The sequence below is a fragment of the Bacillus sp. UNC41MFS5 genome, from assembly GCF_000686805.1.
Genome location: NZ_JMLP01000011.1, coordinates 125,636 through 149,671 on the forward strand (window position 1 = coordinate 125,636; position 24,036 = coordinate 149,671).

The 24,036-nt window shown below is 39.8% G+C and carries 25 protein-coding genes and 1 riboswitch; of the genes, 1 reads left to right on the forward strand and 24 read right to left on the reverse strand.

Translation table 11 applies throughout. The annotated features are described in order from the left end of the window. Positions 1-135: 135 nt before the first annotated feature. The 8 genes from crcB (BR30_RS0105535) to BR30_RS0105570 all read right to left on the reverse strand — a co-directional run bounded on the left by crcB (BR30_RS0105535) (position 136) and on the right by BR30_RS0105570 (position 6,839). Positions 136-498, reverse strand: coding sequence for a fluoride efflux transporter CrcB (gene crcB, locus BR30_RS0105535; protein WP_035445083.1), 363 nt, complete (start codon positions 496-498; stop codon positions 136-138). Beyond that, on the reverse strand, positions 498-893 hold the full coding sequence (crcB, locus tag BR30_RS0105540; RefSeq protein WP_026564149.1) for a fluoride efflux transporter CrcB: 396 nt from the start codon (positions 891-893) through the stop codon (positions 498-500). Before crcB (BR30_RS0105540) ends, crcB (BR30_RS0105535) begins: the two co-directional genes overlap by 1 nt. 66 nt (positions 894-959) lie before the next feature. Continuing rightward, positions 960-1,021: riboswitch (Fluoride riboswitch) on the reverse strand. A 208-nt stretch (positions 1,022-1,229) separates the two neighbouring features. After that, a complete protein-coding gene (gene arsC, locus BR30_RS0105545; RefSeq protein WP_026564150.1) occupies positions 1,230-1,649 on the reverse strand; it encodes an arsenate reductase (thioredoxin) in 420 nt (139 codons plus the stop codon). A 13-nt stretch (positions 1,650-1,662) separates the two neighbouring features. Beyond that, positions 1,663-2,304 (reverse strand): MIP/aquaporin family protein, encoded by a 642-nt coding sequence (locus BR30_RS0105550; RefSeq protein WP_026564151.1) that lies wholly within the window; start codon positions 2,302-2,304, stop codon positions 1,663-1,665. A 28-nt stretch (positions 2,305-2,332) separates the two neighbouring features. Then, the gene (locus tag BR30_RS0105555) at positions 2,333-2,677 is read right to left on the reverse strand and encodes an ArsR/SmtB family transcription factor (RefSeq protein ID WP_026564152.1); all 345 of its coding nucleotides are present in this window, start codon (positions 2,675-2,677) and stop codon (positions 2,333-2,335) included. 251 nt (positions 2,678-2,928) lie between these two features. Continuing rightward, positions 2,929-3,732, reverse strand: coding sequence for a prohibitin family protein (locus BR30_RS0105560; protein WP_051633469.1), 804 nt, complete (start codon positions 3,730-3,732; stop codon positions 2,929-2,931). A 77-nt stretch (positions 3,733-3,809) separates the two neighbouring features. Further along, positions 3,810-5,870, reverse strand: coding sequence for a sensor domain-containing protein (locus BR30_RS35125; protein ID WP_051633470.1), 2,061 nt, complete (start codon positions 5,868-5,870; stop codon positions 3,810-3,812). Between the two features lie 186 nt (positions 5,871-6,056). Further along, positions 6,057-6,839 carry a phytanoyl-CoA dioxygenase family protein gene (locus BR30_RS0105570; RefSeq protein ID WP_026564154.1) on the reverse strand — a complete coding sequence of 261 codons (783 nt, stop codon included), beginning with the start codon at positions 6,837-6,839 and terminating at the stop codon, positions 6,057-6,059. A 118-nt stretch (positions 6,840-6,957) separates the two neighbouring features. Here BR30_RS0105570 and BR30_RS0105575 point away from each other — a divergent pair, with 118 nt between their 5' ends. Next, complete coding sequence (locus BR30_RS0105575) at positions 6,958-7,851, forward strand: AraC family transcriptional regulator (RefSeq protein WP_051633471.1); 894 nt, start codon at positions 6,958-6,960, stop codon at positions 7,849-7,851. Between the two features lie 59 nt (positions 7,852-7,910). Here the strand turns inward: BR30_RS0105575 and BR30_RS0105580 are convergent, their stop codons facing one another. The 16 genes from BR30_RS0105580 to BR30_RS32715 form a co-directional block, all read right to left on the reverse strand. After that, on the reverse strand, positions 7,911-9,104 hold the full coding sequence (locus tag BR30_RS0105580) for a thiolase family protein (RefSeq protein WP_026564156.1): 1,194 nt from the start codon (positions 9,102-9,104) through the stop codon (positions 7,911-7,913). A gap of 49 nt (positions 9,105-9,153) precedes the next feature. Next, complete coding sequence (locus BR30_RS0105585) at positions 9,154-10,284, reverse strand: muconate cycloisomerase family protein (protein ID WP_026564157.1); 1,131 nt, start codon at positions 10,282-10,284, stop codon at positions 9,154-9,156. Between the two features lie 13 nt (positions 10,285-10,297). Continuing rightward, a complete protein-coding gene (locus tag BR30_RS0105590; RefSeq protein WP_035445085.1) occupies positions 10,298-10,939 on the reverse strand; it encodes a 3-oxoacid CoA-transferase subunit B in 642 nt (213 codons plus the stop codon). Next, entirely contained in the window at positions 10,932-11,621 is a 690-nt protein-coding gene (locus BR30_RS0105595) for a CoA transferase subunit A (RefSeq protein WP_026564159.1), read from the reverse strand. The genes BR30_RS0105590 and BR30_RS0105595 overlap by 8 nt, the downstream gene beginning before the upstream one ends. 23 nt (positions 11,622-11,644) lie before the next feature. Continuing rightward, positions 11,645-12,361, reverse strand: coding sequence for a carboxymuconolactone decarboxylase family protein (locus BR30_RS0105600; RefSeq protein ID WP_026564160.1), 717 nt, complete (start codon positions 12,359-12,361; stop codon positions 11,645-11,647). Positions 12,362-12,395: 34 nt separating this feature from the next. Beyond that, a complete protein-coding gene (locus BR30_RS0105605) occupies positions 12,396-13,229 on the reverse strand; it encodes an alpha/beta fold hydrolase (protein ID WP_026564161.1) in 834 nt (277 codons plus the stop codon). Positions 13,230-13,423: 194 nt separating this feature from the next. Further along, positions 13,424-14,251 (reverse strand): dioxygenase family protein, encoded by an 828-nt coding sequence (locus BR30_RS0105610; RefSeq protein WP_026564162.1) that lies wholly within the window; start codon positions 14,249-14,251, stop codon positions 13,424-13,426. Positions 14,252-14,547: 296 nt separating this feature from the next. Continuing rightward, the gene (locus BR30_RS32705; RefSeq protein WP_081825357.1) at positions 14,548-15,879 is read right to left on the reverse strand and encodes an MFS transporter; all 1,332 of its coding nucleotides are present in this window, start codon (positions 15,877-15,879) and stop codon (positions 14,548-14,550) included. Positions 15,880-16,011: 132 nt separating this feature from the next. After that, complete coding sequence (locus tag BR30_RS32710; protein WP_051633473.1) at positions 16,012-17,031, reverse strand: 3-hydroxybutyryl-CoA dehydrogenase; 1,020 nt, start codon at positions 17,029-17,031, stop codon at positions 16,012-16,014. Beyond that, positions 17,018-18,118, reverse strand: coding sequence for an NAD/NADP-dependent octopine/nopaline dehydrogenase family protein (locus BR30_RS0105630; protein WP_026564163.1), 1,101 nt, complete (start codon positions 18,116-18,118; stop codon positions 17,018-17,020). Before BR30_RS0105630 ends, BR30_RS32710 begins: the two co-directional genes overlap by 14 nt. A gap of 112 nt (positions 18,119-18,230) precedes the next feature. Then, on the reverse strand, positions 18,231-19,646 hold the full coding sequence (locus tag BR30_RS0105635; protein WP_026564164.1) for an amidase: 1,416 nt from the start codon (positions 19,644-19,646) through the stop codon (positions 18,231-18,233). A gap of 159 nt (positions 19,647-19,805) precedes the next feature. Next, on the reverse strand, positions 19,806-20,174 hold the full coding sequence (locus tag BR30_RS0105645; RefSeq protein WP_026564165.1) for a hypothetical protein: 369 nt from the start codon (positions 20,172-20,174) through the stop codon (positions 19,806-19,808). Positions 20,175-20,199: 25 nt separating this feature from the next. Further along, positions 20,200-20,955 (reverse strand): SDR family NAD(P)-dependent oxidoreductase, encoded by a 756-nt coding sequence (locus BR30_RS0105650; RefSeq protein WP_035445146.1) that lies wholly within the window; start codon positions 20,953-20,955, stop codon positions 20,200-20,202. 27 nt (positions 20,956-20,982) lie between these two features. Continuing rightward, positions 20,983-22,188, reverse strand: coding sequence for a dipeptidase (locus tag BR30_RS0105655; RefSeq protein WP_231507631.1), 1,206 nt, complete (start codon positions 22,186-22,188; stop codon positions 20,983-20,985). Positions 22,189-22,191: 3 nt separating this feature from the next. Next, positions 22,192-23,472, reverse strand: coding sequence for a Rieske 2Fe-2S domain-containing protein (locus tag BR30_RS0105660; protein WP_026564168.1), 1,281 nt, complete (start codon positions 23,470-23,472; stop codon positions 22,192-22,194). A 29-nt stretch (positions 23,473-23,501) separates the two neighbouring features. Beyond that, entirely contained in the window at positions 23,502-23,990 is a 489-nt protein-coding gene (locus BR30_RS32715; protein WP_035445148.1) for a flavin reductase family protein, read from the reverse strand. Positions 23,991-24,036: the final 46 nt, after the last annotated feature.

A 24,036-nucleotide genomic window follows, 5' to 3' on the forward strand; every position in this document is an offset into this window, starting at 1 on the left:
TTTTTTTGATTAATACATCAATATAATTTGATTAACAGGAGGAATCTGAACTTTCATCAAATTAAAAAATAACAAAAAGCACCAGTGAATGAGGGTTTCTTGATTTACTGGTGTTTTTCATTTCTTGTAAAAACATCAAACATGGGTGCCAATAATACTTCCTATCCACGCAAAAAGAATACCTAAAAGAACCGAAGTACTAACATAAATTACTGCCTGTTTAGTTTCCCGCTTCTGCAACATTTGGATAGTTTCGTAACCGAAGGTGGAAAAGGTGGTATATGCTCCGAGAAAACCTGTTCCACTCAGTAACCAGAACCAATCGGGAATTTCCTTTCCTAGATGTAAAACAGCCAGAAGCCCAAGTACAAACGATCCACTAATATTAATGAGACAAGTAGCTATTGGGAATTTGAATGTTGTCTTGCTCGTAATCCATTTCCCAAGCTGAAATCTCAAAATTGCACCAAATATACCCCCAATACCTACAAATAACATTATTTCGCCCCTCCTCTTTGTTGATTTCCAGACTGAATTCCAGCCAATTTTGCACCAAACAAAGCCAGAGCGATTCCTCCTACTACGCTTAAAAGTACATAGAGCAAGGCAAAAATCATTTGATGATTTTTAATCAAATTCAATGTTTCAACGGAAAAGGTTGAAAACGTGGTAAAGGCACCTGTAAATCCTGTTCCAATCGCTAATATTAGATTCGGATGAATATTCCTTCGATTAAATGTAATAGTTAAGAACCACGCAAGAAATAGGCAGCCCAACAGATTAATGGTCAAGGTACCGAATGGAAATCCATCTGTTGGAGAAATCAATTTCCCTATCAAATAACGAAATATTGCACCAAAAAAGCCACCTATCCCAACTGCAAATATATTCATGCCAATCGACCCCTTACAAAATTTTCCCTATAAAATAAAACAGACTCCTACCAGTAATACATATAATCACCGGTAGGAGCCATTAGTCACAAAGACGATTTATGGCGAACTCCATCGCCTATTTGAATATCGATAATTATAAAAGAAAAATGATAGGAAGGCAACCGATGTTGTCCTATCTAACAACAATTACTTTCATTCACTAATAGCACAATGCTGGGTCAAAAATCTCCACATTACTCATTTATAAAACTTCCTAAGGGACCTAAATATAAGGATTTACCTATGAAAGATTAAATTAAAGCCAAGAGTATTTCTACTCTTGGCAACTTCTTCTTACTCCCCAGTTTCTCCAAAACGCTTAATGCGATCACCGATTTCATCACGGACACGTTGGAAGAATGCCCATTTCTCTTCGTCTGTTCCTTCTGCTTTCGCTGGATCATCAAATCCCCAGTGAACACGTTTAACATGGGGTGGAGTTACTGGGCAATGCTCTGCTGCATGGCCGCACAGCGTCACCACTAGTTCTGCATGATTTAAAATTTCAGGGTCGATCACATCAGATGTTTGATTAGAAATATTAATGCCAGCTTCTTTCATCGCTTTCACTGCGTTCGGGTTTAATCCATGTGCCTCAAGACCAGCACTTTTCACTTCCCACTCATCACCTAAATGCTTTTTCGCCCAACCTTCTGCCATTTGGCTTCGGCAAGAGTTACCGGTACATAAGAAATAAATTGTTTTTTTCGACATGATGTATTCTCCTTTATTTTTCGTGTAGTAATTTATAAATAATTGCCGCACACCCTGCTCCTAAAATCGTTGCAACAATATAAATCCATAAATGTTGAGTTGTTCCTGATACAATCGCTGGACCTATAGAACGTGCTGGATTCATCGATGCACCACAGATTGGCCCCGCAAACATGGCTTCTAAGCCGACAGTTGCGCCAATAGCAATTCCTGCAAAGGGTTTTTCTGCTCTTCCATGAACAGCAGAACCGAAAATAACCAGCATTAAGAAAAATGTAAGTAAAAATTCCAAGATAAACGATTGTCCCCATGAACCTCTTGGTAAGGTCGTTCCTAAAGAAGCAACATTTCCAAATAAACATAATAACGTTGCACTAGCTGCAATTCCTGCAATGACTTGAATAATAATATAATTAAGTGCTTCCCTCTTATTTATATCCCCATGAATTAAAAATCCAATGGTTACAGCAGGATTAAAGTGTGCACCTGAGAGGTGGCCAAAAGTGAAAATTAATGCCATAACGACCAGCCCAAAGGTAATGGCTACACCCACATGGGTTAAACTTTTAGTAATCGAATCTATTACTATGGCACCCGTTCCAGCAAAAACTAGAAAGTAGGTACCTAAAAATTCACTTATTAACTTTTTTTTCATTGCGATAATCCCCTTGATGATTAAATGCTTAACAACCACACCGAAGCGTAGGATTGCTTTTTTCAATCATTTTGATTTTCTCTGACTGAGCTGGAACGTGTTCCAAAATATCTTGAATAAGTCCATATAGTTCACTCTGTTGATTCAGGGAATAGTAAATCCACTGACCTCTTCGTTCTTCCTTAACCATACCTGCATCTTTTAATTTGCGAAGATGCTGGCTGATGGAAGGTTGACTCATATCAAATACCTCTTGAAATTCACAAACACAACACTCACGTTGTTTCAAAATGCCAACAATGGTTAAGCGGGTTTTATCTCCTAATAATTTTAAAATGGTAACAGCCTTCTCCAAGTCCACTTGAGATTTCATTAATAATCTACACCTCCAAATATAAGTAAATAATTATTTACTTATACAAAATCCATTTATTATTCTCTGATGTATCGAAGAAAATTATTCATATTTTCTAATCGATAAATTAATAGATAACTATTTGCTTATATATTAAAACAACCCTCAATTGGTTTCAAGCACTCTCATTGTAAAGTTAATGTAAATAAAAAAAGATTGAGAGCCGTAGCTATCAATCTTTTTTTATTTACATTATCCCAAGTCGCCACTTATTTTTTAGAAAGTCCCTCCACATCAATAAACGGCGTAGCTCCACCAGTGACACTTGGCAGGTGCCCATCCCATTTTTCCAAGGCCTTTTCTTGGACTTCGATTTGTTTTAATTGAATCAGTTCCTCGGTTACTTCTTGTTTTTTCAGTCGTAAGGCTTCTGCCTCTGCACCCGCTTGAGCGACTTTCTGCTCGGCTTCAATTTTGACTCGTTCAAGATCTCTTTTTGCACGTAACGCATTTTGTTCGGCGGTTTGTTTCGATTCAATCGCTTTATTGAATTCATCACTGAACGCGAATTCTTTGATATTAATATCTTCTAGTATCATATAGTACTTTGTTAATTTACTTGCAAGCATGTCTTTCACTTTCGCCGATACTTCCGGACGTTTCGAGATTAACTCCTCCGCAGTGTACTGGGCGGTGATCGCCTTGAGTGATTCCGCAATGGCCGGGTCAACGATTCGGGTACGATAATCCAAGCCGATTTCTTGATAGAGCTTATTCACTGCTTCCGGATCAGCAGAATAGTTGACCGCCACCATCGCGGTGACCATTTGCAGATCCTTTGAGGCCGCTGTCTGTGAACTTTCCTCTTTTTGAACCCGGACTTCAATCGGCTGTACCGTTTGAATAAATGGAATCTTAAAATGAAATCCTTCCGTTAAAATCGTCGGTTTTACCGCCCCTAATTGTAACAAAACCCCTCGATATCCAGAATCCACGGTAGTACCAGAAAAAAAGCCAACCACGATAATCACCAGCGCAACAAGTCCGCTAATGATCGATTTCGTATAGTTCATTCTGATCACTCCCCTTTAAAACACTTTATGAAAAAAGTTCCATATTTATACAGATAAAAACAGGGATTTTCCCACTCTTAGAAAAACTTCTCCACCAACTCAACAGAAGTGGGTCTGCTAAAATAGTAGCCTTGCATTTTATGGCAGCCAATACTGCATAGGTAATGGTATTGCTCCATGTTCTCGACACCTTCAGCGACCACATTCATCCCAAGATTCCTGCCCATGGCCACCAGTGCCCGGCAAATGGACTTTTGGTTTTTATGTTCCAAACCCTGGATAAAAGATTTATCAATTTTAATCGTATTAAAAGGATATTGAACAAGATAACTTATTGAGGAATAACCAATCCCAAAATCATCAAGAATGATATCAACCCCATATTCTTGCAATTCCTGAATTGTTTTCAAGGTTTTCTCGACATTTGTCATCGCCGTTCTTTCGGTTATTTCAATTTTTATTAATTCAGGCGGTAAGTCATACCATTCTAATGAATGTTTAATCGTTTCTATGAAATCATCCTGATGGATCTGACGAGCAGGAACATTAATAGATATATAAAAAGGCGGTAAATTCTTATCCAGCCATAAGCGGCGCTGGCTGCAGACCGTTGCCAAAACACAGTTGCTCAGTTTAATAATCAGGTCGGATTCCTCAGCAATCTGGATAAATTCACATGGTGAAATACTTCCCAATACAGGATGCTCCCAACGGAGGAGTGCTTCCAAACCGATTGCATTCTTGGTATATACATCAAAAATGGGCTGATATTCTATATACAACTCATTTTTTTCAATAGCCTGATGAAGATATTGTTCAAGGAGCATTTTTCGTGATAGACTATTTGACATGCCCAGTTGATATTGCTGAATCCCCGTCCTATTCTCCTTAGCCAGATACATCGCCTGATCGGCTCTCATCATGAGTACATCGCCATCTTTTCCATGATCCGGAAAAATACTTGTTCCAATACTGACACTTATCCTGTACTCATGTTCAAGCAGCTTGATCGGCTCCGCAACCACTTTGCTTATTTTTGCGGCGATTTCATCAATCACTTGTGCATTCGGCAGATTTTTTAATAGAATGACAAATTCATCCCCACCCTGACGTGAAATGACATCTTCCGCACGAATATGACTTTTTAACCGATTCGCGATAATTTTAATCAATCGATCACCCATTTTGTGCCCCAGTGAATCATTGATATCCTTGAACCGATCAATATCGATGAATAAGATCCCTGCAAACTGATTATTTCGCTTCGCTTCTATTATGGCTGTACAAAGCTGTTCATCAAATTTCCTCCGATTAGGCAACCCTGTTAATGAATCATGAAAGGCTAAATAAGTTAATTCTGCCTCGTTTCTTTTCCGCTGATGAATATCCATCACAACACGATCAAATCTCACAGGACCAATGGATTGTTCATCAAAAATGGGAACGATATAATCAAAAACCCACTTCTCCATCCCTTGAAAGGTGCGAATCCGGTATTCAAGTTTAACAGACTGCCCCTTTTCCAATAAATCCAGTTGCGCTAGGACGTCCACTTTATCATGCGGATGGATGATTTCCATCCACAAATAAGGATTCTCGATAAATTCCTCCTCGGAATAACCCAAAATACGCTGGCAGGCTGAGGATATATGAAGGGTCTCCATCGTTTTTGCATCAATAGACCACAAACAAATATCAATTTCGTTAAAAATACGATCCCAATTGCTCAGTTCATAAAGTTGATGACTCATAGCACCTTTGTCGAACTCGTCTAAAATAAAGCCGCAAATTCCTTGAACCAATCCACGGATTTCAAGTGGAATCGAGACGATAGTTACCGGGATGTTTTTACCGTTTTGATGCCTAATTTCTATCTGAAACTGGAGGCTTGCTCCCGTTAGTACGGTTTTTAAGGGCTCGATTGTTTTATCGATATATTCATCATCTAATTGTGAGAGAAAACTCCTATTGAAATCTTTTTCACGCTGATACCCAGTAAGCAGGATCGTTGCATCATTTGAAAAGACAATCGTACCTTCAAGGTCAAGAATAGAGCAAGGCACAGGCAGATTGAGCAGAACGGATTTAAAGGTTTGAATAAACAAACTTAAATCGGACTTTAGGCCCTGATTTCTCATAAAGGACTCCTCTCAATGGTTTATGCAAAATTACTCATTTTTTGTAATCTGTCTACTGTATATCTTAAAGGAAATGTCGGAATTTGACTGTTTCAAATGTCACTTGATTGTGGCATAATTTCGACAAAAAAAGCGTAAAGACCATTAACTGCCGTCTTTACGCTTTTTTGTTATTTTCTGTTAACATTAATTCACTACTTTTGAGGCAAAATCTGCATGATAATCACGGAAGGTTGGGTTTTCTCCACAAACCATTAAACCTTGCCCCCAGTTTACGTGTACATCGGCAGTCGGTTTATCCATTGGATCACGATATTGGAATAATACGTTCCTACGCGGCCGATCACTTCGATTACTATCCGACCCGTGTATCGTTAAATAATTAAAAAAAAGAACGTCGCCAGCTTCGGCAGGGCACGGTGTCCCTATAGAAATCGGATATTCCTTATGATTTAAGTAATGACGCCCGACATGAGAGATGGGACCTTCTTGATGAGATTTTGGGATGACCCTCAGGCATCCGTTTTCCAGGTCTGCATCATCAAGATGAACACTAGCAGCCAACATGGTATGACTTTCATGAGGAAAATAGGGATGATCCTGATGCATGGGAAATGCTGCCCCCTTTTCAGGTGGCTTAACCAGCATTTTGGAGTGATGTAATTGCACGTTCGGTCCGATCAGCTTTTGCAAAATCGACACCATATTGGGATGGATAACGGCCCTGGAAAAAGATGCATCATGATAATGAACATCATGAAACCCTTTTAACACCAATTTCTTTAACTCGTTTGCCGGGATGTACTCCCCTTGCCAGGCATGGTTACGATCATGTTTTGTATTGGTTGCCCGTTGAATAATGCGTTCTACCGCCGCTTTCATCTGCTCTACTTCCTCTTTAGAAAAAACCCCTTTAACAAGCAGGTACCCATTTTCTTTGTAAAATTCCGCATCCTTTAAAGTAATCATTCTATTTCCTCCTTTAAGGTTGAAAGTATAATTGTTATAATTTTAAGAAAATAAAGGAATTCTGTCTTTATCAAATTAGGCTGTTTTTTTGTCTTATGAGGACATTAGGGGGATATCTTTGGTCGTCCAATCATGTAAACATAGTGAAGGAATTTTAAATCAATATGTCCTGGGGCCGCTTGGAGATAAAATTGCCTTTAAGGTGAATTATTGGGGAGTGAATCCGAACCATTTCAACAACCCCATACATAGGCACTCTTTTTTTGAAGTTTGTTATGTACTAAGTGGCGAAGGACTTTATAAAGATTTGGATGAACAATATCCCTTAAAGAAAGGGACAGTATTTTTATCCCGTCCGAACATTCATCACCAGATTTTAAGTGAAACAGGCCTGTTTCTTGTATTTGTCGCTTTTGAGATTTTACAAGAAAAATCAATGGAAGATGCTAGTCGCATGTTTAATCAATTGGAGAAAACCAATAGGATTTGTGTTAATGTAGCGGATGATTCCCCTACCGCCTTAATATGGAGGGCATTGGTAGATTATACGTCAAACGGCAGTGCCAACGATTTTAACTTCATTACTAATATGGCACACACACTCATACTGTCCTTTCAATCTATGTTTTCCGAAGCAAATCAGCGAAGCCGAAGTCCAGAAAAGTCGTTTTCGAATAGTTCTCCTACACACTTATATCAAGCAAAGTTGTTTATTCGTGATAATTTATCAGAACCATTGAAAATAGAAGATGTCGCCGACTATCTTCATATATCCAGTCGTCATTTATCGAGGCTCTTTTCCAAGGAACTGTGTGAAAGTTTCTCCACTTATATTCGCAAGGAAAGAGTAAAAGAGGCGGCCCGCCTGCTTGAAATGACAAGTATTCCAATTAAAGAGATTGCTGATGTTACCGGCTTTGGATCCGTACATTACTTTACACGCGTATTTACATCGATGATGAACGTTTCACCTGCTAGGTATCGCAATGATTACTTGAAGAAGAAAATATAGTCTTATAAAAATAAGCCCACTAATCAAGAGGGCTAAAAAAAGCAAATTATCTTTTTAGTTTATATCTGATGGTTTTCAATGATGGTTGAAATTCCTATCCCACCTGCAATACATAACGTAATAAGCCCATATCTTTTTCCTGTTCTTTTTAGTTCGTGTATAGCTTTTGTTGCTAGAATGGCACCTGTGGCACCAATTGGATGCCCCATGGCAATGGCACCACCGTTTGGATTCACCTTCTTTAGATCAAGTTTTAATTCTTTTATTACAGCTAAAGCTTGTGCAGAAAATGCTTCGTTTAATTCAATTAAATCAATATCAGCTGATTTTAAACCAGCTAATTGAAGTGCTTTCAAAGTTGAATTTACTGGTCCAATTCCCATAATATTTGGTAAGACTCCTGCAGCTGCTTGAGCAATTACTCTTGCTTTTGGTTTTTTACCTAGTCTCTTTGCTTCTACCTCTGACATAAGGACGAGAGCAGCTGCTCCATCATTTCGACCACTACTATTTCCCGCTGTTACAGTTCCATTTTCCTTAAAAGCTGGTTTTAACTGAGCCAATTTTTCTAAACTCGTTTCTCTTGGATGCTCATCCACTTTAAACTCAGCCACACCTTTTCGCGTTTTTATTTGATATGGAACGATTTCTTGTTCGAATATTCCCTTCGAAATTGCCCTTTTTGAATTTTCTTGACTACGTAAGGCAAATTCGTCTTGTTCGGTTCTTGAAATAGAATACATTTCAGCTAAATTTTCTGCTGTCATCCCCATTGTTAACATGCCATAATCTTCAACTGGCTGTGAACCTGGCTGACTTTCTGTATTGGGGTCTAATAACTGTCCATTACCCGATTTCAATCCAAAACGAATATTTCTCATATAATACGGAGCGGTACTCATTGATTCTGCTCCACCTGCAATAATGATATTCCCTAGACCACATTGTATTTGTTGACTAGCTGAATTTATTGCTTGAATTCCTGATCCACATTGACGATGAACGGTATAACCTGGTATTTCAACTGGAAAACCTGCACGGAGTAAAGATATTCTAGCTAAATTGGATGCATCAGAACTTTGTTTTGCTTGTCCCATTATTACTTCATCTATCATTTCTTTTGAAATATCCGCTCGCTTAACCACTTCGTCAAGAACAGTGGCTGCTAGATAGTCAGCAGGAACATTTTCTAATGCTCCCCCTATTTTCCCAATAGCAGTTCGAACGGAGTCAATAATAACGACATTAGTCACTTCTTCGACACCCTCAAATTTTATTTTTTCTTCTTAATATCTTTACAAATTAATTAATACTTCCGACAAATTCTCTCGAATAATGTTTCAGCTTTTCCTTATCAATTTCCATGCCGAACCCTGGGCCGTTTGGAATTTTCAATTCAAAATTCTCATATTCAATTTGGTTTACTGTGACATTGTCTTTAAATAGAAGGGGACCAAATAGTTCTGTTCCGAATGTTAATTCTGGGATCGTTGAATAAAGCTGGGCACAAATAGCCGTTCCTAATGATGATTCGATCATTGTTCCACCATACATCGGAATGCCCGCTGCTTCGGCAATGGCCGCTACTTTCTTCGTTGCCGTTAATCCTCCTGCTTTTGGAACTTTTAGAGCGAATATATCCGCTGCTCTATGCTTTGCAATTTGAAAAGCCTCTTGAATTGTTCCAAGTGATTCATCGGCCATAATAGGTACTTTAAAGCGCGAGGATAATTTCGACATCCCTTCATTATTCCAACGAACTAAAGGCTGCTCAATTAAGTCCACACCGCCATTTTCTAATGCTTCAATACAATAGAGTGACGTTACTTCATCCCAGGCTTGATTGACATCCACTCGAACACTCGCTGCATCGCCGACTGCTTCCTTAATTTTGATGACGTGTGCTACGTTTTTCTTTGGATCGCCTTTACCAATTTTCAATTTAAAAATATTATGCCTTTTGGTTTCTAGGCAATTTTGCGCCTCTTCAATATCCCTTGCTGTGTCTCCGCTCGCTAATGTCCAAGCAACCGGTAATGAAGAATGACACTGTCCCCCAAATAATTGATAGCTTGGAATATCCATGGATTTAGCGACTAAATCCGCCATCGCTGATTCAACCAATGCTTTTGCAAAGTAATTCCCCTTCACATGTATACCAATCTGGTGGGAAAGGGCATCAAAGTTTATCGGGTTCTTTCCAAGGATTAAAGGCTTTATATACTTATCAACATTCACTTTAATGGCCTCTGGGCTTTCCTCCGAGTAAGAGGCGCCGCCAATGGTGGCAACTTCTCCCCAGCCTTCCATCCCATCTTCACTTTTCATGCAGGCCATCACAATTGTCTGCGTGACAATCGTATGCATCGCCAAATGATGAGGCCTGATGGTTGGTAAGTCCACTATGTACACATCTAAAGAATGTATTTTCATTTCCTTCCCTCCTTTATTTGTTTTGGTAAAAAAAGTCCGCTTCCGTCTTTTCTCTTACTTCTTCAAGGGTTACACCGGGCATTAATTCGATTAATTTTAATTGTTCTCCATCTACTTCAAAGACGGCTAACTCCGTAATGATCATGTCTACACTTCTTGTTGATGTAATAGGGTAATGACATTTTTTTAATAGCTTACTTTTTCCGTCTTTAGATGTATGTGTCGTCGTTACAATGACTTTCCTTGCCCCCACTAGCAAATCCATTGCTCCACCTACACCCATAATGTTCTTACCTGGAACAGCCCAATTGGCAATTAGACCTGACTGATCTACCTGCAAAACACCAAGGATTGCAACGTCCACATGCCCGCCGCGAATCATTGCAAACGATTCTGCACTATTAAAGAACGAGGCACCGATAGTTTCCCCAACTGGCAGCTTTCCTGCATTTACTAAGTTAGGGTCAATTTGTGCTTCAGCTACATCGGTAACACCTAACAAGCCATTTTCTGTATGAAAATAGACATTTTCATCTTCAATGTATTTCGCCACTAACGTAGGAATTCCAATCCCTAGATTTACGATACATGGGCCTGTGAGTTCTTTCGCTGCTCGTTTTGCGATTATCTCTTGAATTTGATGATTTTCATTCATAATCAATCACACCTTCCTTGGTCAGGATTTTTTTCGCGATAATCAGGCCATCGACGAATAAATGAGGTGTGACAATCGCTTCTGGAGACAGTTCTCCAACTTCCACAATCTCATCAACTTCTGCAATGACCACATCTGCTGCTGTTGCCATCAGTGGATTGAAATTGCGAGCTGTCTTGTAATAGTATAGATTACCAAGTGTATCGGCTTTCCAGGCCCTGATCAAAGCCACATCTGCTCGTAAGGCTGGTTCAAATATATATTTTTCTCCATTCAATTCTCTTTCTTCTTTCCCTTTTGCTAGTTCTGTTCCAACACCGGTTTTCGTATAATAGCCGCCTATGCCGGCACCGCCCGCTCTAATAGATTCGGATAAGGTACCTTGGGGTAATAGCTCTAATTCTATTTCCCCTCTTTGGTAAAAGTCCCCTACCTCGCGATTGCTCGTAAAATAGGATCCTATCGCTTTTTTGATTTTCTTTTGTCTTAGGAGTTCACCTAATCCTTTACCCGCTTCACCTAAGTTATTGCTGATCACTGTTAGTTCAGTTACTTGTTTTGTTGTTAACCCTTCAATTAAGGTAAGGGGGGCACCGATTAATCCAAACCCACCAACCATTAACGTATGACCATTTTTTACACAAGATAAAGCTGTCTCTATATCCTGATGTATTTTCGTCATGTTTTTCACCCGCCAATCTCATTCTAGAATTCTAGCAATGAATCACTTGCTTCAAACCAAGCAGGGATTCCTGCCGTTAATAAACTAATAAATCCTACATCAGCTAATTGTCCTTCTGATGCTCCGTTTGCTCTTGCCGCAATCATCCATTCTCCTGCATGTTTCCCTTTTAATTCTGTAATGTAAATCCCAACCATTAGAATATGTTTCAGGGTTTTTGAAACGGTGGAATCACTTAGAATATATTCTTTAATTAATTCTTCCTCTCCTGATTGAACAAGCATGATCACCTTAGTGACAAAGGATGTATTCTCCTCACCTAATAATTCACACATTTGAAAAAGAAGCTCTTCTGTTTTTTTTTCACTTTCACTTAGTGCCTGAAATTCAATGCCTTTTAAAGTAAGTGCATATTCTAGAGACTTTACTCCAGTTTTTAATGCTTTTGCTCCGTTATATAAATAGGGAACAATAAGATATTCCACAAGCTCTGGCAGAGTAGCGCCGCCATCTATGGCCCCTTTGGTGTGGTACACCATACTTCGTTCATACAACCTAGCTGCATTCATACCCACTAATAAAAGATCCTTCTCTTTTCTAGTTAAAGCCCCTTCTTTCATGATTTCGCTCCGTAAGCTTGTGTAGTGCTCCAGTGCATTGTTGTTATAATCATGCATTTTTTGGACCCAGCCAGGCACCACATCATACACTTCTTTAAAATACGCTAAGCCTTGACTCATATCGTGAACACCTCTCAAACTAGTTTTTCTTCCTTTATAGTCCCTTTAAAAATGCCTTTATCGTTTGATTAATCTCCAGTCTATTCTCAAACACCATAGTATAGTGATTACAATCTGAGACAAACGTTTGAATATGAGCCGTATATTTCTTCGTTTCATCATACGCATCTTCATAAAATAATGGCGGAAATGGACCAATTTCCCCTTTGGCATACACTAATAAAGTCGGGCAACTAATCTTGGAACACACATCTTTAGGGTTATAGGAATAAAAACTCTCAAAGTCTGCTAGGATTTTAGATTCTGTCGATTTAGGCTCCCACATTTCTCCGGCTTCTTGAATGTCATACTCCACTACCTCGTTTACTATAGGAGTCCATTCAACGCCTAATCGGTGATAAATCCCTTTTATTTCTTCTACATAGCTTTCTTTCGAATCATATTTTTTACTTAATCTCCCTAAAGATGGTTGAACGATGTCACGCTGCTGATCAGACATGTTCGCCGCCCCGTCTAATAAAACCAAGCCTTTCACCGTATCCAATTTACTTGCGACAATGGAGGCGATAAATGCCCCCATAGAATGACCGATCAAGATAGGAGATTCTATTTTCAGCTCCGTGATTAAATCAATGATATCCTCTGCATGCTGAAAGATAGATGTATGATCAGCCGTTTCAGAACTATTGCCGCGTCCTCTTAAATCAACCGCTAATAATCGATATTCCCCTTTTAGTGCTTCTGCATAATAGTGCATATTTTTATGTGTTCCTGTTAACCCATGTATCGCAATAATCGTCCCTTTTTCCCCTGGATAATCTGCTATTTGAAAATGATGATGCTTCACTTCTTTTATATACATTTGCATCCATGACACTCCTTGTTTTTATGTAGCTATTTTTATTATCTTTTTAATAATGAAGTAATCTTCCTCCGACCATCCTTTGTAAAAAAAAGACTGACCATTCACGAGTTTCGTCGTTTTGATCAATCTTTTCTAAACCATCCTATCTATTTAGGGAAGAATGTCTATTGTATTTACAACCAATTTACCAACAGATTCTATAATGTTTGTAAACTAGCTTTGTTCAGATGAGGCGTATCTTGAAGCCTCAATTCAAATTCTAAATGGGCGGTATAGAATGGTTTATTTAACCCTTTCTCAATCAGGACAATAGGGTCTTCTTGTTTTTCAAGTTTGGTAATTAAGGTTCCTCTTACCCCTTGTGCTACGTCACTTTCCAAATATGGATCCCCTTCAAAATAAATTTGGGTCACTAATTTATCTCCATTTTCAGGCTTGAACAGTAAGTGAAGATGTGCAGGTCGATAAGAATGATGATCAATTAACTTTAAGAAATGACCAGTAGGACCATCGGCTGGAATCGAATAATTTCCTGGAACAACCGTTTGAATTTCGAAATTACCCTTTTCATCTGTATACAAAACCGCTCTAAGGTTATCAGCTGGAATACCTTCAGCAAAGTGAGAATATTCTCCATTAGCGTCCGCTTGCCATAGATCAATCTTCGTGTCTACTAATGGATTTCCAGCGGTATCCTTGACCGAACCACTAAAGAATAATACCTCCCCTGGCTCCTCTTGTCTTTGTGGAATGACCCCTGGATTTTGAATTTCAGTGGCATTTTCAATATAATAAGGTCCTAAAATCGTTGGCTCCGTTCCCTTTACACTCTTATACATCTCTTGCAACGCATGCGTTTCAAAAAACACATCCATAAATAACGGGATTTCACCTGATTTTCCTACTTGATCCATCCAATGAACCAGTGCCTGGTAATCGTCATGGTCAAGCTCGTGCTCACTGATTAATTCTTTAAACTTACCTACTAATCCTTGATAAACAGCGATAACCTTTTGATTTTTCATGCTTCTTTCCTCCTCTAAGTTTCTTAATTGGCAGCGGTTACACTTTTCTGTTCTTATAATCTAGCTATGTCTTAATGATAAAGCGCGCGGATTATTATCACAATCTACCAATAGGTTTGAAAATTCATAATATTTAGTATTAATCGTTTGGATTTTCACTTTGAACAATATTTTATCTACTTATTTCAGAAAAAACCTATCTAGTCATTAGAAATTTTTCTTTCCCAAAAAATAAGAAAGCCCTCTCACAGATGGGTAAGAGGGCTTTCTTTTAGTTAACTATCCTTATATTAGTTTCATTGAGCGGTAACAGTAGCGGAAGAAGTTCCTTTGACTTCTAAAGGAGTATCCTCCGAATCAGGATAACTTTTAAGCATTAATGTGGCTGTAAACGTAACTATGGCAGTAAAAATAATATAGCCGCTCACTGCATAGGCCGTGCCATACTTGTGTAAAAGAAACGTACAAATAAGCGGTGCGATTCCTCCCGCGATGATAGATCCAAGCTGTGTTCCTAGCGAAAGTCCGCTATATCGTAACCTAGCAGGGAAGCTTTTCGCAAGAAGCGCACCTTGTGGACCCACCTGCATACTATGAGGAATCATAGCTAAGGAGGTGGCCAGTAAAATAATCATCGGAGTGCCTGTATTAATAAGTCCAATGTAAGGGAATGCCCATAAGAAGGTAGCGGCCACTCCAACCAAATACATACGCTTAATGCCAAATCGATCTGACAAATAGCCAAAGAGAGGAATACAAAATACCATTACCACACTTCCGATTGTGTTTCCATTTACTAAAAATTGCTTGTCTATTTTAAATGTTTCCATGCCATAATTGATCATAAGAACAGTGTAGACGTAAAATGGTCCATTTTCAGATAGTCTGATCAGAGCTGCTAAAATAATCTCTCTTGGGTGCTTTTTGAGCACCTCTAGCACAGGCATGCGCGATACTTGTTTTTCCTCTTGAACATTTTGGAAAGAAGGTGTTTCCGTAATCTTTGATCGAATAATTAAGCCAACAATCAGCAGTACTACACTGAATAGAAAAGGTATACGCCACCCCCATGTATAAAAGGAGTTACCTGAAATATTCATAATCAGTGACATGACAAAGGAAGATAACAAGAGACCTGCTGCTACACCCATCTGTGGCCAACTCGCCATAAGGGCTTGCCGCTTCTTTTTCCCCCACTCCATTGAAAGAAGAACCGCACCACCCCATTCTCCTCCTACTCCAATACCTTGAATTAATCGTAATAGGATCAGCAAAGTAGGTGCCCACATGCCTATGTTGTCATAGCTTGGTAAAAGCCCCATCGCTAGACTGCTTATTCCCATCAAAAACATGGTAAGAACCAGTGCCGTTTTGCGGCCCACCCGGTCCCCAAAATGTCCGAAAATAGCTGCTCCAATAGGACGTGCTAAGAAGCCAATTGCCAATGCGCCAAATGATTGCAACGTTGCTATATAAGGATCGGAAGCGGGAAAAAATACTTTTGGAAAAATTAAAGCTGAGGCAGTTGCATACAAGAAAAAGTCATACCATTCAATCACTGAACCTATCGTTGCAGCAACGGCTGCAATTCTTCCCATTTTTTTATGTTTTACACCTTCAATTTTCATAGACTCACTCCCCTAAAAATTGTCCAAACATAAACGAACAGGAATATACCGCTAACAACATCCTGTTGAAGTGTGATTTCCTCATAAGTATTTTTCAAACCTTCAGACTTTTTTCTACATGTATCAAAAACTTTAATAATTTCCCTCATTCATGATTGCAAAGTGATCTTCCTTAGGGGCTGTGATAAACCCTAGATGCTGTAATAAATCAATAAATTTTTGAAGTGTCTCCAATTGATATTGGTCTATATTCGTTTCATCGAAATGATAAAAACCTTTTTTGGTTTTTAATCCGATATTTCCGCTTCTCATTTTCTCTTCAACAATTTCCGGCGGTGCAAATCGCTCTGACTTTAATGATTCTTTTAGATAGTTACTTGCATGGAAAAGCGTATCTGCTCCTCCCCAGTCAATAAACTCCAATAGACCTAATACGGCAAATCGAAGTCCAAAGCCAACCCTTGATGCTTTATCAATATCCTCAATGGAAGCAACCCCTTCTTCAACAAGCCTGGATGCTTCGTTCATCGCGAGCGCCTGAATCCTTGGAACAATAAATCCTGGGGAAGGTGCACATTTAATAGGAACCTTGCCAATTTCCTCAAGTAGTTTAAACATTTCCTTTAACGATATATCGCTCGTTTCATTACCTGGACTTACTTCAACTAACGGAATCAAATAAGCAGGATTTAGCCAATGTGTATTCATAAATCTATCTTTGTGCAAAACAAACTCAGCTAGTTCATTTACAGAAAAGGAAGAGGTGGTAGAAGCAATCAGTACGTCTTTCTGTAAAAATGGACAGATACGACTGTACACTTCTTTTTTTAATGCGAGAATTTCTGGCACAGCTTCAAACACGATTTCTGCATCTTTCCATATGTCATCCTGATCATCAATATGACGAACTTCTATTCTATCGACAATATGATTAATCATTTCAAATGGAAAAACGTTAGACCGTGCTAGAATCTCCAGCTGGCTCCTGATTTCAGTTAAGGCGGATGATTGTAATTGGTTGAATTCTTCCCTCTTCCGATTTTTAATATCCATAAGTGTTACTGGAAACCCCTGATAAGCAAAGGTTAAAGCGATCCCTCTACCCATTCGGCCGGCACCAGCGATGAAAATGGTCTTTTTAGCTGATTTCATATTGGAGTAATCCTTTCTTCAGCATCTCTTTCAACTCGGCTTTTGTTTTCGAAGCAAGCTGAAGATTCTCCAACGTTCTTCCGGTTGCGCGCAGGTCTTCACCAACTACAGCGGAAGCGATGGCCAGCAGCCCTTTTGCCGTTGGCACGGGAACATCCAGCCATTCACCGACTGAAACAAGAAAGGCAAGACCACACGCAACATCCTCTCTCATGTAACGGTGCGTTTTTAACTCTAATGGCTCAAACCAATCCTCTCCATCCACTAGTTTTTCATGAGCCCCGTTCCCATACATCCATTCTTCCCCTTCAGGATTATAATGATCATCTAGCGGAAAATGTGGCGCAGTGTATCCTAATGCCTCACGGATCCTAATTCTTTCATGATCCAGTTCTTTATGAACATTTCTGACAGAAGTTTGTGTTCCTTCATTGTGAATATCCCACTTGTCAAAATGCTCAATTGGACCAGCGTTCATTAAAATAAGCGGTGGATGAATGATGGGACCGGCATTCATTAATGCCCCGTCCAATGCATCTTGAATGGGTTCAATGGATGGAAATGCTTTTCTTAACACTTCAAATGCATGCTCAGATCGTTCACTAGGAAACACACCTGTCGGAAGCCGTGTTGCTCTTCCAGAAATAGAAACCGTTTGTTCATCATATTTTCTTGCTAAATAAGGTAATGTACCTGTTTCGGCAAAAGCAACCCTCGCCTTGCAGCCTTCATCGACTAGAACCTTTGACATTAAATAGCTTCCAAACGTTCCAGGCGGCAAGAATATCACCTGGCCATCTTCAAGCACAGGCGCTAGTTGTTTGGCTATTGATTGTTGTGAAACAGCCGGCAATGGAATGACAATTAATTCGGCTCCTTTAACCACCTCCTTCAAATCGGTGCTTGCTAGCTTTATAGAAACAGTTCTTGATCCATTATGGTCTTTTACATGGATGGTCCGATTATCGAGAACTGCTTGAAAAGCATCCTTGTCTCTTCTCCATAACCTTACGTGATGACCGTTTTCCGTTAAATCGACTGCTGCTGCATAAGATCCATTTCCTCCACCAATTACCGCAATTTCCATTCCCTTTTCCTCCTACTTGTCATTTGGAATACTGTCTTCTGTATACAAGCTAGTAACGTATTCAGTCCTCATCTTAAAGGGCTTCCTTATCTTCTAATCCCTCTAAAAAATATCATTTAACTGCATGGAGATAACGCTGATTTTCTCTCAAGGCTTGTACCCATTTCTCTGACTTCTCATAGCAATCTCCTATTTGCAGAACTCTTTTGTCTGTAAAAGGTTTTCCTATCAGCTGGAGACCGACTGGCAGAGTCCCTGCCGTAAAGCCGCAGGCAACAGAAAGCGCCGGAAATCCGAGAATGTTGGCAAGTGGTGTTTTTCCAAGCGTAAACATATTGCTAATCGCCTGTTCTGGAACCATCGTGCCGATCTCAAAAGGAGGCTGAACATTGGTAGGGCCGACTAAAGCATCCAGCTCTTTCATTTGCTTAAGAGTTTCGGTGATAAACTGTCTTCTGGTTCGTTGAGCATTTATATAATCGGTTGCGGAAATACTACGTCCAAATTGAAAGCGATATTTCAAATCATCCCCATATAAATCTCCAAATCTCTTTAACAACGGTTCATGAAAGGAAACAACTTCTGCTTGCGCAATTGTTTTTAAAGCATCAAGAGCCCTTTCTATCCCTGACAGCTTGATGGAAACGATTTCTGCCCCCAAATCGGTTAAACGTTGAAAAGCCTGCTGAATTACAATCTTCACCTTTTCATCGATTCCTGAAAACATATAGGGTTCATAAAAGCCTAGCTTAACTCCTTTAAGAGTTTGCAGGGCAGGATAAAGGACAGACTCATCCCTCTTAACAGTCGAATGGTCTTTGGAATCATATCCTCTCATCACTTCTAACATAATGGCCGTATCGTTTACGGTTCTTGCCATTGGACCTACATGGTCTAAAGACCAGCTAAATGGCAGGCAGCCCTCACGACTAACAAGTCCATACGTCGGTTTAAATCCTACCGTGCCACACATTGCTGCAGGCAGACGTATAGAACCTGCTGTATCTGTTCCAACAGCACCAAAGGCCATACCTGTTGCAGTGGCCACAGCTGAGCCACCACTCGACCCGCCTGGTATTCTTGTTAAATCCCATGGATTCTTCGCACTTCCATAGTGAGGATTTTCAGTTGTGGCTCCCATCGCAAATTCATGCAAGTTTGCTTTACCAATGATGACTGCTCCTGCGTCCTTCAGCTTTTGTATAGATGTTGCATCATCTGAAGGTACCCAGTCTTTAAAAACTTTTGACCCTCCAGTTGTTCGTACACCTTTGGTTTGCAATAAATCCTTCACAATAATTGGAATCCCGTGCAGTGGACCACGAAGTTGATTATTTTGAATTTCTTCTTCTAAATTCATCGCCTGACCCAATGCTTCTTCTTCCATCACCGTAATAAATGCTTGAAGGGCGGGTTCATTTAATTTAATATGTTCCAGTGTTAATTTAGTCAATTCCACTGGTGAAATCTCTTTCCTTGCCATTAATGATCCAGCTGTTTCAATCGTTGAGAAAAGCAATTCACTCATTTTACATCCTTCTCAAAATCTTCAAGGTTCAACGTAAAAGCAGGATCTACCATAAACATCTCAGCCTCTTCGAGTTCCAGGATATCCTGTAAATATTCAACTAAAGTCAAGAAGGTCCCCCCTCTCCTCCAGAATGACATATCTCTTTTATTTGACTGTTTAACGATTGTTTTCTAACAAGAAAAACGGACGTCCAATTGACGCTTCTAAACGGAAGAAGCGATCGAGGCCAGTTGCTCGAAATGAGTGTGTCATATTTGTAACCGTTTGCAAATCAGGGACATTATATAAAAAACACGCATGCCAATTAACCGGTCCAGCATGCCCGGCTGTTAATATATCTCTGTCAAACGTGCCTAATAATTCAGATCCATTTTCTTTCCACGCCACTAAAACTTCATGAAGCTGCGGTAATATTTCTTTTTCCTTTTGCTCCTGAGTAGTATCAAACCACCCTGTCGACTCAAACGTCATAAAAACTCTCAATGGATTGGGTATTTCAGGTGCACCATGTTTAATTTCTCCCATTACATTCATCTCCTTTAGTATCTGCTTAACGCATGAGCAATCCGCCGTTAATGTCAAAAGTTGAACCCGTAATATAACCAGCTGCATCTGAAACTAAGTAAGAGACCATGTTTGCCACTTCTTCCGCTTCACCAAAGCGCTTTACTGGAATGCTTTCCTTCATTCTTGCTAACACAGCTGGGTCCATCTTTTCCATTTCTGGTGTTTCAATGGCAGCGGGAGCAACAGTATTTACAGTGATCCCCTGATCAGCTAAAGACCTTGCAAATACTTTTGTTAAAACCAGCTGCCCTGCTTTAGAAGCACAATAATGGGCACCTGATGTCAGCGGACCCGCTTGACCCCCGAAAGAAGAAACATTAATAATACGCCCTTTTTTTTGCTGTTTCATTGAGTTCAGTACAGCTTGAGAGTAGAAAAAGGTCCCACCAAGATTGACTGATAATATAAGGTTCCATTCATCTTCCGTTACTTCCTCAATCACTGTTTCTTTACGGACACCGGCATTATTCACCAATATATCAATGCGGCCCCAGTTTTCCAGGATTGTTTCCACACTCTTTTTAATAGCATCGACATCTGATACATTCACCGTTAAAAACATCGAATAGGAAGAATGGTAACACTGCAAAAGATCAGATTCTTTTACTTCGTTTAAGGCAGTTTCATTCACATCAACAAAAACAACCCTTTTTCCTTCTGAAAGGAGCTTTATGGCAATCGCATGACCGAGACCCTGCCCTGCACCCGTAACGATCGCCACTTCTTGTTCTACTACCATCCTTTGCAAAAGTAATCGACTCCTCTCTTAGTTTATTAAAATACTTTTTATCACTCGCATGGCATTCCCTCCTGCTGCCTTGGCAATAGCTTTAGTTGAATAATGGTGTTTCACCAGCCATCCAATCATATTTTTCATAGCCTCAGCAGGGTTTTCCACCCCTTCTACATAGGTTGATTCCACAAAATCCTCTCCACTGTGAGAAGCTGAAATGCCTAACATATCGTCAAAGGCATGCTGTAAGGCTACATGGTCTCCAAAAAAAGTATCGGGTCCAAGACCAACATGATCAATGCCTACTAATTTGCTAATATATTCAAAATGTTCCATCACGGATTGCAGCGAATGGTTAGGTGAGCTTTTCGTTAATGTCGTATTCGGGGCAGCACAAACTCCAATGATTCCGCCTTTTTCAGCACATGCTTGTAAAACATGGTCAGGCTTCATTCGTGGTGTGTTCCACAAAGCCCTTGCTCCTGCATGTGTGATGAAAACAGGATGCTTACTTGTTTCAATCACATCTAAACTCGTTTGATCCCCGCAATGAGATATATCTATCATCATCCCTAATCGGTTCATTCGTTCAATTACGCGACGTCCGAAATTGGTTAGTCCGCCATCTCGATTCTCAATAAGTCCCGAACCAAGACTATTTGCTTCGTTATAGGTAATTCCCATGCAGCGGATACCGAAGCCATATAATATATCTACACGATCAAGTTCATTTTCTAAAATACTTGCCGCCTCTAGTGACGGCAAGATGGCTACTTGTTTCTTCCGCTTTGCTTTTAACAAGTCATCGTATGTGCTGGCGACATAAATCGTCTTTTGACGCTGGATATCAGCGTAGCGCATACCAAGTAAGTAAAGGACATCGTCCCATTTCAAGCCGTTTTTCGAGGCAATGATCGAAATGCCATCCATAAAATTTTCAAATATTACGTCAATTCCCGACATAGAGATTCCTTCATAATGAAAAGCAGTATGAAACTCACCGCAATAAGGAAGAATCTGTTCAGATTTTTTTGGCACAATAAAGCCATGGTCGCGTAATGAAACGATTGGGTATTTTGTAAATATTTTTTTCAGCTTCTCTTCTTCATTCTCCGTTAAATGAAGCGTGTACGCTGGGACTCGATCAAGATTATAGGATAATTCATATGATTTATAATCTTGATTTGCCTTTAAATAGCTAAAGGATTGATAACCGTCATATTGCTTCACATTCATCATGAATCACAGTTTAGCAACCGTTTTTTTCAATTGAAATTGCTCTTTCATAGGAAAAGCATCTTTCCATGATTTTTGGTTATCATCGTAGAGACCATCACTATACAATGAATTAAGTGATGGATTATCTAAGACCAGCGGTGTTTCTCCTTTTTGGAATGCTTTCACCTGCTGAAGTAAGATCCGGCGCATATGAATAACCGGTAAATCGCTCGTCCCAAGATGCTCAATAGTCCTGTCCACAATCGGTCCCATTGTTTCAGTGGCAGCATGATCTTGATTGGCAATCCCACGAATGCCTGTGAAGTTTCCTGTCTTTTGTAATTCTCGATCTTGAGCATATTCGTTTTCAAGATTGATTTGTTTCTTTAATTCCTTATCCAATTTTAACCCCCGGCGCTGATGCTGCGCCTCGACATCAATGGTCCGGTTGTGCGCAAACTGTACATCCCATGACCAGGTACTATAATCGTCTCTTGGAATAAACGCGTGCCACATTCCATCTTCCCCGCCAAATCTCGGTGGATATGTGTAAAATGGGAAGATATAATGAATCTCCATGAAAGCATTCTCTTTTTCCGTTCCAATTCCGACCGCAACACAACGCTTCCCATAGTTCGTATCTTCAACGGCCTGTTTTACTGGTGGATTTTTCACAAGCGGATGATCCGGATCGATCCCTAAATCACTGCTTAATATCCCTTCTTCTACTGCTTGGGTGTGATGAGCTTTATGCAAGAAAGCAGCGTGAACGTAATCTAAATCATTTTCCATCACCTGCGCATAATTACATTCCTGCCATACACGTTCGACTAATATGTTCTCATCCGGAAGGCTCATCCAATAAAAATCTGGTAATGGCGGCTGTTCGTCTTCAGGGCCCATATATGTCCAAACAACTCCATTAGTTTCTATTATCGGATAACTCTTCAACTTGATGGATTGTTTGAATTTTCCATCTTTCTCTTCTGAAGGAATTTCAGTGCATTTCCCCTCTGAATCGAACTTCCAGCCATGATACATACAGCGGATACCGCACCCTGCATTAATCCCGAAATAAAGGGAGGTTCCACGATGCGGACACCGTTCGTCAATCAATCCCACTTTCCCTTCCGTATCACGGAAAGCAATGAGGTCTTCACTTAATAATTTTACCCGCTGAGGCTTCCCATCACGTTCTAATTCCTCAGACTTCAGAACAGGAATCCAATAGCGGCGGAACATATCACCCATTGGAGTCCCAGGGCCTGTTTGCGTTAATAACTGATTATCCTCTTTAGATAGCATTTTTTTCCCCCCTGAATTCAGTTCATTTATTATTGCTTTATCTCAACTGGTTCTGATAAGTGACCGATTTTTCCACGGAAAAACAGAAGCGGTTTTTTCTCCTCATCAAATGCGGCACTCTTCACACGTCCAGTGACAATATAATGGTCACCACCTTCAAGTAAGTCATCTACACTGCATTCAATCGTTGCCAAATTCCCTGTTAAGATTGGTACGCCATCACCTGATAGAGAGTACGAAGCACCCTTGAACTTATCTTCGGATTTTTTTGCGAAGCGCCAGCAATCTTCTTCTTGGTTCTCTTGTAATATATTAACGGTAAAAGGATGATCTTTTTTAAACGCATGTACGCTGCCTGCCTTCTTATCGATACAAACTAGAATTAAAGGCGGATCCAATGAAAGCGACGAAAAAGCGTTCGCTGTTAAACCAATAAAACCACTCTCACTTTTTGTGGTAATGACTGTAACACCTGTAGCAAAATGTCCAAGCGTTTTTCGAAATTGAAGTGAATCCATATTTTCTCCTCCTTTGGTATGAGCTGCCATCATATGCAGCACCTCT

Coding starts and splice junctions, on each gene's coding strand:
- BR30_RS32710 (WP_051633473.1), bottom strand. CDS start 17,031: ATGAAATCAGCTAAAAAGACCATTTTCATCGCTGGTGCCGGCCGAATG.
- arsC (WP_026564150.1), bottom strand. CDS start 1,649: ATGTCGAAAAAAACAATTTATTTCTTATGTACCGGTAACTCTTGCCGA.
- BR30_RS32715 (WP_035445148.1), bottom strand. CDS start 23,990: ATGGATTCACTTCAATTTCGAAAAACGCTTGGACATTTTGCTACAGGT.
- crcB (WP_035445083.1), bottom strand. CDS start 498: ATGTTATTTGTAGGTATTGGGGGTATATTTGGTGCAATTTTGAGATTT.
- BR30_RS0105600 (WP_026564160.1), bottom strand. CDS start 12,361: ATGAGTCAAGGCTTAGCGTATTTTAAAGAAGTGTATGATGTGGTGCCT.
- BR30_RS0105570 (WP_026564154.1), bottom strand. CDS start 6,839: ATGATTACTTTAAAGGATGCGGAATTTTACAAAGAAAATGGGTACCTG.
- BR30_RS35125 (WP_051633470.1), bottom strand. CDS start 5,870: ATGAGAAATCAGGGCCTAAAGTCCGATTTAAGTTTGTTTATTCAAACC.
- BR30_RS0105660 (WP_026564168.1), bottom strand. CDS start 23,472: ATGCTATCTAAAGAGGATAATCAGTTATTAACGCAAACAGGCCCTGGG.
- BR30_RS0105595 (WP_026564159.1), bottom strand. CDS start 11,621: ATGACGAAAATACATCAGGATATAGAGACAGCTTTATCTTGTGTAAAA.
- BR30_RS0105650 (WP_035445146.1), bottom strand. CDS start 20,955: ATGGTAGTAGAACAAGAAGTGGCGATCGTTACGGGTGCAGGGCAGGGT.
- BR30_RS0105605 (WP_026564161.1), bottom strand. CDS start 13,229: ATGCAAATGTATATAAAAGAAGTGAAGCATCATCATTTTCAAATAGCA.
- BR30_RS0105560 (WP_051633469.1), bottom strand. CDS start 3,732: ATGAACTATACGAAATCGATCATTAGCGGACTTGTTGCGCTGGTGATT.
- BR30_RS32705 (WP_081825357.1), bottom strand. CDS start 15,879: ATGAAAATTGAAGGTGTAAAACATAAAAAAATGGGAAGAATTGCAGCC.
- BR30_RS0105550 (WP_026564151.1), bottom strand. CDS start 2,304: ATGAAAAAAAAGTTAATAAGTGAATTTTTAGGTACCTACTTTCTAGTT.
- BR30_RS0105555 (WP_026564152.1), bottom strand. CDS start 2,677: ATGAAATCTCAAGTGGACTTGGAGAAGGCTGTTACCATTTTAAAATTA.
- BR30_RS0105585 (WP_026564157.1), bottom strand. CDS start 10,284: ATGAAAATACATTCTTTAGATGTGTACATAGTGGACTTACCAACCATC.
- BR30_RS0105655 (WP_231507631.1), bottom strand. CDS start 22,188: ATGATGAATGTGAAGCAATATGACGGTTATCAATCCTTTAGCTATTTA.
- BR30_RS0105590 (WP_035445085.1), bottom strand. CDS start 10,939: ATGAATGAAAATCATCAAATTCAAGAGATAATCGCAAAACGAGCAGCG.
- BR30_RS0105630 (WP_026564163.1), bottom strand. CDS start 18,118: ATGGAAATTGCGGTAATTGGTGGAGGAAATGGATCTTATGCAGCAGCA.
- BR30_RS0105645 (WP_026564165.1), bottom strand. CDS start 20,174: ATGGGAGAAATTAAACATGGTGCACCTGAAATACCCAATCCATTGAGA.
- crcB (WP_026564149.1), bottom strand. CDS start 893: ATGAATATATTTGCAGTTGGGATAGGTGGCTTTTTTGGTGCAATATTT.
- BR30_RS0105610 (WP_026564162.1), bottom strand. CDS start 14,251: ATGAAAAATCAAAAGGTTATCGCTGTTTATCAAGGATTAGTAGGTAAG.
- BR30_RS0105635 (WP_026564164.1), bottom strand. CDS start 19,646: ATGAGTGAATTGCTTTTCTCAACGATTGAAACAGCTGGATCATTAATG.